We start from the raw sequence: 8630 nt of genomic DNA, 5'->3' as shown, positions 1-8630 counted from the left end.
GTGGCGTCTTCCTTTCCGCCAAACGCAGGCGAAGAACTCGGACAGCTGTCCCATCACGGTCGGACCGAGCATCGTGGCGCGGTGACGCAGGCCGGCGGTGAGCAGTTGCAGCAGGTAGTCCAGTCCTCCCGGCCACTGAAAGTTTGTCGCGTCCGTCGGCGGGAGCTTCGAGGTGACAAGCGATCCAGCCGTCTCCACGAGCGTGTCCACCTTGTCGTTCGGATGTGTCTGCAGAATGGTGACCACTGCCTCGCGCCAGTTCTGGTCGCTGAGCAGTTTGTCCATCGGTACGCGGTCAGAGTCTCGCAGCAGCACTCTCGTGGTGAAATATTCCTGGATCCTGCGGTGTGCGAACGTGAGTTCCTCGACCCCGCCCAGGTTCTCGATGTGCGCGAGCTTGGAATACGTGAGCGCTATGACGCCTTTGGTCACCTCGTCGAGGGTGCCAACCTCGCCCTCGACTGCGAGTCCGATCAGAACTGTCTTGTCCGCGCGCAGCCCGACGGTGACCATCGCGAAGGCGAACTCTTCGGCGAGCCGAAGCACGAAGTCACTCTCCAGGCCGAATCTTTCCGCGATCCGCGCCTTGTCGCGTTCGACCCGGCTGACGACGAACTTCTCCATCACCTCGTGCGGGTTCTCGGGGAACCTCTGCGTGTCGCGCAGATACGAGCACAGCAGGTTCATGGCGAGCGGGGTCTCGTAACGGTCCTCGTCTTCAGGACGCACCTTGCCGAGGCCGGTCCACAGATCCCGCTCGACCTCGGGGCGGAGCCGGAACCGCCTGACCAGAGCGGCCCGCCGCTTCGGTGTCAGCCGCAGGATGCGGAACCGCGGCCACCCCAGGCGACCCGGCCCGCGGAACTCCCTGGACGCGAGCACGCCGCGGCAGTTGGTCCACTCGCTCAGGAACTCGGAGATCGCTTCGGCGAACTCGTTGACCGTGTCGTCCGCCTCCGTCGAACTCAGGATGTCGGGGATCTCGTCGAAGGAGTCGAAGAGGAAGAGCCACGTGCCCTCCTCCATCCGCCGGCCGAACTCCTGGTCGAGGTAGTTGTCGACGTCCGCACTCGGGCCCGGGTTGATGGCGTCCCGCACGTAGTCGCGCACTGCGGCCGAGGTCACCGGGCGCTGCGGGCGGAACGACTTCAGGTTGACATACAACGCGATGACGTCGTCGCTGGACGAGCTGCGCCGTGCACCCTGGGCCAGCTGGTACGCGACGTGCCGCAACGCGATACTCTTGCCCGAGCCCGGATGCCCCTCCAACAGGATCAACCGCTCGGTGCTGGTGCGCAACGCCTTCGACAACGACCCGACCCTCCGCAGCGCGTCGGTCTTGCGCCCGGAGAACCACCGGCGCCGCTGCCCGCCCTCGAGTTCGACCTCGGCCTCAAGCTCGGTGTACTTCTCGTCCTGCCAGTCCTCCTGATTCGCCAGCTCATCCAGCAACGTGCACAGGTGACGCGCGAACAACTCCTGCCGAGACACCCTGCTCTTCTCGTCGGAATCGCCCTGCCGCAACAAGAACGACAGGGCAATCGAGACCGCGGCTAGCACGGCGCCAACGATGCTGGCGCGCTGGTCACCAATCTCAATGCCGTCGGTCACGAGGAACCACCCGAGGCTGAGCACACCCAGTCCCGCGCCACCCCACCAGCTGATGTGGATCAACCGCCGGCGGTGTTTCCGCACACTGCCTCCATCCGTCGAAACCTGCGGAGACAATCGCGACAAACATTCCCGACGTTACGACATTCCACCCCACCTGTAGGGTCTGTCCTGTGATCGGTGTGTCCGGCGTTGTTGATCAGTAAGTTTCGGCTCCCGGCCAGCGGTCACCGAAGGTGATGGCAAACGCGTTCAGGACTGGTTTCCAGCGCATCGTCCATCGGGCGCGGTCTGTGCCGGTGGGGTCCAGGCTGCGGGTCACAAGATACAGGAACTTCATCGCGACCCGTTCGGTTGGGAAATGTCCTCAAGCGCGTATTGCCCTGTGGTAGCGGGCGTTGAGCGATTCGATCGCGTTGGTGGAGCAGATAGCGGCGAGGCCCCGAGCACGTTCGAGGCTCCTCCAAGATCTGTTAGTTACCACCTGGCCTAATCCCGTGCGGTTGATCGGCTGGGGCGGCGGGACAGCTCCGCAGCGTATCCGGAGCGAGTGTTGCCGGCCAGTTCGTTCCATGCGGTTGCGGTCCCGACATGCAGGTTGAGCAGGTCGGATAGCACGCTGGCAGGCAGTTGGGCAGCGAGGTTCATCAGTGCGGTGTTGCGGCTGAGCCGGGCGTGGATGCCCAGGCGGTGCAGGCGGCGCATGAGTTGGCGGGCGCTGATCGGTCGGCCGGCAGCGCCGCCGGGGAACAGCCACGTCAGGTCCTGGGTGCGGCCGAGGACAGCATGACCGTGCCGACGGTCGACCAGCTCCAACATGAGCGCGTCCAGCGGCGAAGGAAGGATCAACTGCGCTGCCCCGAGCCGGAGCTGGACGGCCCGATCGTTGAGGCGTTGGGTGATTTGGTCGAGCGTGGTTACGGCGGTGCGAGCCAGGGGCTGGGCGTAGAGCAGGAGCAGCAGTCCGGCGACGCGGTCGACGGTGTTAAGTGCTGTGTTGTTTAGCAGGCGGCGGGCCAGGGCCCAGCGTTCGTCGTCTTCGATGAACGCGGACCGTAGGTTGTCCTGTGGATAGACGGGCACGGTGATGTCGGCGGCGTGTCCACGGCCGACGGTCCAGAGCAGGAAGCGGCGTGCCGTGTAGTGGTAGCTGGTGCCCTCGGCTAACCATTGGTCGATGGTGTGCTGGTCGCAGCTCGCCAGGCTCGATCCGTGCTCACGGAGCCAGCTCAGCAAGCGGACCGCGACGCGCACCTCGGACTTGACGAACACGGCTTGTTCGAAGGTGGTGCGGCGCTGTGGGAAGCCGCGCCGGAGTCGGCGGAGGTGGTGCCAGGTGACGAAGCTGCGCAAGATCTTTCGCTCACCGGCGTCCTGCACGTTGGGGAGGTACTGGGCCAGCCAGTGTTCGAGCGTGGCCAGGTGCTCATCGCGGTCTGGGAGCACGCCTTGGGCGACCAATGCGGCGCGCAGGCGGGTGACCGCCTGTGGCGGTTCCAGTTCGTCGAGTAACTCGTGTGTGACGGGGCAGCCCTCGTCGATGGCGGTGCCGATTGCGGCCAACACTCGACGGGGCGGTGTCTCACGCAGCCACATCAGTACGCTCCGTGGGTCACCGTTGGCCAGTGCCTCGACCACCGCCTGCGCCGCAGTCGGCAATGATGCGATGGCGGTAGCCGAATCGTCATTGCTGGTGCTTTGGTTGCCAATGCCTTCTGATGGGGTTAGTAGGTCGTGCAGCTTTCGACGACAGGCGCAGCGAGTACACAGGTCGTGGTGGAAGAGCCGCTCGACGACCCCACACTCGCGGCAGGCCCGCATCGAGACGGGATGGGTGGGATAGCAACGACGGCACAGCGCTCCCTCTGGCGCGAGTCCGTGGACCGGTTTGTGCTCCCCGCAGGCGACACAGGTGTCGCGGCGTCGCGCACACGTGCCGCACAACCCGCCACCGTCGGCCAGCCGGGTGAGCACCAGCCGTGTCGTGCCGCACCGCGCGCATGGTTCGGGTTCTCGTGTCTTGGTCAGGCAGGTGTGGCAGAGCGGAGTGTCGGTGGTCGCCCGGTAGCAGGGGCGCCGACGCCCACACACCGAGCAAATCGCAATCGGGGGCCGGTAGCAGGCTGGGCAGAGCGTCTCGATGTCGTTGTTGACCACGGGCATCGCCACACGTCCGCACTGGGTACACTCAGCGAAATTCAGCGGGTCGGCGCGGGTACAGGGATGGCAGATCGGCTCGCCGGCCAGGGTGCGGGATGCGATCGGCTTGGTCTGCCCGCACCGGCCACACGCGGCGACGCGCGGTCGCTCGTAGCAGCGGCGACAACACCGCACGCCCTCCCGTTGCCATCCCAGCGAGGACTGGGCGCCGCAGTGCGGGCACGGTGGCAGCACAACACCGCGCACGCCGTGGTCGACCAAGACGGTGACCAACGCCACCACAGCGGGCGAGCCCTGTGCTCCTTGGCCGGTCAGCAGGGCGGGGTTCGCCTCGAGTTCCCAGGCGAGCCGCTGCTGACGCGCTGGCTGCGCGACCGTCGTACGGATCAGCGCGGTTACCGTGTCCGCGCTGATAGTGGGGTCGAGCCGGCGAATGTGGGTAGCGATCTGCTCCACCGGCGACTGGTCGGTGGTCGGTGGGCAGCGTTGGCACTGCGGAGAACCGTCCCGAGCTCGGTACACCACGGCCGCTTTCGTCCGCACCCCATGCACACGGCGGCCTTGCGCTTGATCGCGCACCACCCACAGATCCGCCGCCGGTGCTCGTCCAGGCTGGTCAACTCGTGTTGCTTGCCACACCCAGCACAGCGCGGGAGCACCACATGCGTAGCGCCATGCTGCTGCAACGCGCGGATCAACACACCGACAAGCCTCGGACCCTCCGGGCGACCGGAGACCAACAGCGCCGGATCCCTATATAGCGCCTCGGCCAACGCACGTAACCGCGGTTTGTGCGTGACCAACTCAGCGATCACCTCGGCCACCACCGGGGCAGCCAAACCAGGTTCGGCCGCGCTCACCGCCTCAGCGATCACCGCGTGCGGATCGGTCAGGAACCGGGGTCGATCTGTCCGTGAGCGGGTCACGAGGACGAGTCCGGAACAATCCTCGCGCGCTTGGGACGAAACGACCCCACCCCTCCGCCGCCGCTTGCTCGACCGGAAGCACCACTTCCAGCTGCCTTTCGCGATCGCGTCGCCCCGGCGGCCGCGACCGGTTCGATCAGCTCGTCCATGGTGCAGTCCAAGATGTCCAGTAACGCCATCAACGTCTTCAGGCTCAACCGCTCGGGCTTCTCCACCACCAAGCGGTAGATCTGGCTCGCGGACAGCTGGATACCACGTTCAACCAACAGCGGACCGAGGTCCGTCGTCGAGAACATGCCCCTGGTAGCCATCAACTCCCGCAGATGCCATCGATAGTCCAACTTCGCCGTCATCGCTCGAATCACCCTTCTCCGGTCGGTGCGCCCTCTTCTTCTGTCTCGGACAGGTCCTCACGGCCCTGGCCCGGCGTCTGGCGTGTTGTTCAGCGCCCTGTCCAAGGCTTTGCGCATCATCGTGTTCATGAAGTCCGTGCTCACTCCGGTGTAGATCGCGGTCGTGGACGCGAACCGGTGCCCCACCTGTTCCTGCACGAACTTCGGATCGGCCCCATCCTCGATCAGGTGCGTCACGTAGGAGTGCCGCAGACAGTGCGGCACCAACTCGCTCGGCAGCCCCAACTCATCCCGATAGGACGCGAACCGCTCCTCGATCTCCTGCGGCCGCAACCGTCCACCCCGCTCGGTCAGCCATAGTGCCGGGTGATCACCTGACGCGAACCGGGGTCGGATGTTGACCAGATAGTCCTCAACGGCTTCCACCGCCCACGGCATCACACTCGCCACAGTGCGGCGTCGCGGAGCCGACCCTCGGGTGCGTTTGCCGTACCGCACCTGCAACATCCCGAATCGACCCAACTCCGGCGCCTTCGGATTGCGGTAGAAGTCCACCGTGTCGAGCTTGGACACCTCGGTGCAACGCAGCCCCCACCCGTAGATGACCTTGAACACCGTCGCGTCCCGATACGCGGTCAACGCTCCCTTACGCCTCAACCGAACCGCACGCTCAACCCGCTCGTCCGCGAAGTCCAGCAGCCGCTGCACCTCCTCACGCGTCATCGGCCGACGCTTCGGATCCGACTCAACGTCGACCAAGTGGGCGGCGGTGTTCCACTCGTGACACACCTGCACCGGATGCGTCCCGAACCGCTCCTCACACGCCTCCACCCACCGATAGTGCGGCGAGGTGATGAAGTCGCAAAACAGCCGCAACGCCACCTGATAACCCCGAATCGTCGACTCGGCCTTGCCTTCTTCGGCGATCAACGCGGTCATGAACTCATCCACCTGGCCAGCGGTCCACTCCCACGGATACGCCTCAGCGAACACCACGAACCGGCGCACCACCGCCTCCCGATCCCGGATCGTCTTCGGCTGCAGACGCCGCCCACCCCGCTGCTGCTTCGCCCAACCCGCCAGCATCGCATCCAGCACCGCGTCCTCCGGATGCAGCAACGCCACACCGCTGGCCAACTCAAGCCGAGCCGACCCCACCGGCTCATCCACAAGCTGCAACGCCCACCTCCCATCAGACACACGCATCTTGCATCAAATGCACGACCAAGTCCAAATGTGCAGGTCACAGCGTTATGTGGTCCACCTTGGCTTTACTGCTGTCTACACAGGTACGCTGGGTAAGCTCAGTGGGGATCTTGCATTAGATGCAATTCCCTGGCGTTCGCGCACATGCTGCCGATGCTGCGCGAGCACGGCATCCGGTACCTGCAAGTCGCGCGGGGCGGTCAGGCCGCCGAGCACGGCTACGACGTGCTGGCCGACAGCCTCGCCCCCACCGAGGTGGTCCGGCGCGGTGCCTGGCATCTGGGCCAAGAGATGGACGAGGCGCTCACCGTTCCCCGGATCGTCACGGGACGGCGCGAATGTTCAGCCCGTGCGAAGGGGGAGGTGCTCGATGCGGCCATCGCCGACGAGATCGCCGCCGGCAACATCGCGCCCGGGTTCCGGCACGTCATCGCCTATGCGGCGGAGTTATGTTGTCGGTTTGTTACCTGTCCACTGTCCACGGTGTCCCGTGGTGGACGATCGAAATCACTGACGTTCAGAGACAGGTGACCGAGCGTCCGGTGCTGATAACTGCTTGTGAGCAGCTGTAGTTCAGAGAAGCCTGCCTGCGGTGCACGCAGCTGCATGTGAACCCGAAAATGCTCCCCCGTCTCGACGAATTGGAATCCGATTTGGAGGAGCGGCGGCAGCGCTGGGGCGTGCGACATCGTGCTGCGCCCTGGTCGGGTGTACCAGCCGTTCGCGTGCCTCGCGCTGGCGTGGCACCAGCCGAACTCGCTCAAGGACGCGGAGCTGTCACCGGTTGGCCGCGCTGGAGTGGGCGGAGCTGGCACCGGGCCGCGACGATGCTGCTGGACGCCCTCGACCTGACCAAGGTGACGGTCACGGTCGCGGACTGGTCGGCGGCCGGCACGGACGCGGTCCGCACCAAGCCGAACGCGGGTCTCGGTGATCCTGCAGACGTCGTCGGCGCTCACCCCAGGCGACCTGGACCGGACGACAGTCGGCCGGGCGGACGGCCAGTTCTTGACGGCGTCGACCAGTCCCGACGGCACCACGGCCTGGACCGGCGTGTGCCAGCGGCCGAAGCCCCGGCTGCTGGCGCCGTTCTGGCTGGTGGTCACCAAGCAGGAACAGTACGCGGGAGGCGGGAAGCTGACCTACAGCGACGTCATCCGGCTCTGACTCCTCGTCAACGCCATCAGCTGTTCGCGGCGTAACGATTGCCCGCACCCGACGAAACCATGGGCGTGCCGGAGCCCACCACCGAAGACCAATCCGAAAAGCCGATTCGATCGCCTTGGCGACGTGCAGTGGTCGTGGTCGTCTTGATCATCGTCGTCGTCATCGGCCAGCGCCATGGCTGGTGGGCGGTCTTCGGCCTGTGGTGGGACGAAAAGCTCAAGCCCGACCAGCTGACGCTCGGCATCACCCTGCACGTGTGGGGCCGCATCGGCAAGATGCTGCAGTTTCTCGCCGGCCTCACGGTCGTCCTCGACATCATCGGACCCGAGAAGCTTGCTCAGGCAGCGAGGCTCCGGGAGAAGCGATCGAAGGACACGCTGTCCGGGGTGGATGACGCCCTCCAACTTCAGCCCTTCGCGAACTTGTGGGAGGACGTCTTCCGCGGTCTCATCGACCAGGAACCGATACCACCGCCCGGCGACGGCTTCCGCTTAGTGCTGGCTACCGGCCGCCCGCCGGAGATCGGCTCGGTCGCCGGCCTCGGCCAAGCCGAGTTTGAGACCTGGCTCCAGACCACGAGAAGAGCGCTGCGGAGATCGCATTCCTGCGCTCCACACGGCGATCGGGCCTGCCCTGAGCAATATCGGTTCGCGCGGGCCGAGACGGACTCCTTCCTCCGAAGCTGGCTGTCCGAGGCCGACCTCGCCCGTTACGAACGCGCCACCGCCGCGTCGATCGAGATGGACAACACCCAGCACCTGCTGCAGATCTGGACGATCATCCTGGCGGGCGCCCAGTTCCTGTTCCTGCCGCTCGTCGTCGCGGGCGTTCTCGCGGGCCCGCTCGTCGCCCTCTGCCTGCTTGCTCCGCCACTCGTCGAGGATCCGACGGGCTTCCGCCTGGCTCTCTGGGTCAGGCTGGGCCCGTCGATCCTCCTGAACCAGGCAGCGGCCGCGTTCTTGCATCGCACCACGAAGAAGGGGCTCCGCTGGACAGCCGTGACCATGTTCGTCACGGGTTTCACGTTGGATCTGCTGTCGTCCTGATCGGCAGCCGGCTCCCCGGCACGGTCACCCCTTGAGCGATCAGTGAGGTAGACCTGCGGGCGCGGTGCCGGTGTTACCGCCGGTCGTTTCCCGCAGGTCCTTCCCACACCCGGCGTGCGGCTCTCTGGTATATGGGATATCGTCGTGTATTGAAAGATTGT

7 protein-coding genes and 1 pseudogene are annotated in these 8630 nt (G+C 65.7%); 3 read left to right on the top strand and 5 right to left on the bottom strand.

Annotation, left to right across the window (positions count from 1 at the left end):
* From ACJ73U_RS08660 to ACJ73U_RS08640, 5 genes and pseudogenes are all read right to left on the bottom strand, one after another.
* On the bottom strand, nucleotides 1–1695 hold a 1695-nt coding region (locus ACJ73U_RS08660), incomplete at its 3' end, for an NACHT domain-containing protein (RefSeq protein ID WP_407777020.1).
* A 115-nt stretch (nucleotides 1696–1810) separates the two neighbouring features.
* Nucleotides 1811–2041, bottom strand: a pseudogene (locus tag ACJ73U_RS08655) (transposase); the annotation flags it as partial.
* Nucleotides 2042–2100: 59 nt separating this feature from the next.
* Entirely contained in the window at nucleotides 2101–4227 is a 2127-nt protein-coding gene (locus tag ACJ73U_RS08650) for a hypothetical protein (RefSeq protein ID WP_407777019.1), read from the bottom strand.
* A 466-nt stretch (nucleotides 4228–4693) separates the two neighbouring features.
* Nucleotides 4694–5050, bottom strand: a complete 357-nt coding sequence (locus ACJ73U_RS08645) for a helix-turn-helix domain-containing protein (protein ID WP_407777018.1) — start codon at nucleotides 5048–5050, stop codon at nucleotides 4694–4696.
* Nucleotides 5051–5107: 57 nt separating this feature from the next.
* Entirely contained in the window at nucleotides 5108–6220 is a 1113-nt protein-coding gene (locus ACJ73U_RS08640; RefSeq protein WP_407777021.1) for a tyrosine-type recombinase/integrase, read from the bottom strand.
* Nucleotides 6221–6400: 180 nt separating this feature from the next.
* Between ACJ73U_RS08640 and ACJ73U_RS08635 the strand changes: the two genes are divergently transcribed.
* From ACJ73U_RS08635 to ACJ73U_RS08625, 3 genes are all read left to right on the top strand, one after another.
* Entirely contained in the window at nucleotides 6401–6787 is a 387-nt protein-coding gene (locus ACJ73U_RS08635) for a hypothetical protein (RefSeq protein WP_407777017.1), read from the top strand.
* Between the two features lie 399 nt (nucleotides 6788–7186).
* On the top strand, nucleotides 7187–7423 hold the full coding sequence (locus ACJ73U_RS08630; protein WP_407777016.1) for a hypothetical protein: 237 nt from the start codon (nucleotides 7187–7189) through the stop codon (nucleotides 7421–7423).
* A gap of 38 nt (nucleotides 7424–7461) precedes the next feature.
* Entirely contained in the window at nucleotides 7462–8469 is a 1008-nt protein-coding gene (locus ACJ73U_RS08625) for a hypothetical protein (RefSeq protein ID WP_407777015.1), read from the top strand.
* Nucleotides 8470–8630: the final 161 nt, after the last annotated feature.

The organism is Actinophytocola sp. (assembly GCF_045807065.1).
Classification (GTDB): Bacteria; Actinomycetota; Actinomycetes; order Mycobacteriales; family Pseudonocardiaceae; genus Actinophytocola.
This window is presented reverse-complemented; position numbering and strand designations above follow the sequence as displayed.

Excerpts from the sequence above, each read along its gene's own strand:
- ACJ73U_RS08645 (WP_407777018.1), bottom strand. The coding sequence starts at position 5,050 with ATGACGGCGAAGTTGGACTATCGATGGCATCTGCGGGAGTTGATGGCT.
- ACJ73U_RS08635 (WP_407777017.1), top strand. The coding sequence starts at position 6,401 with ATGCTGCCGATGCTGCGCGAGCACGGCATCCGGTACCTGCAAGTCGCG.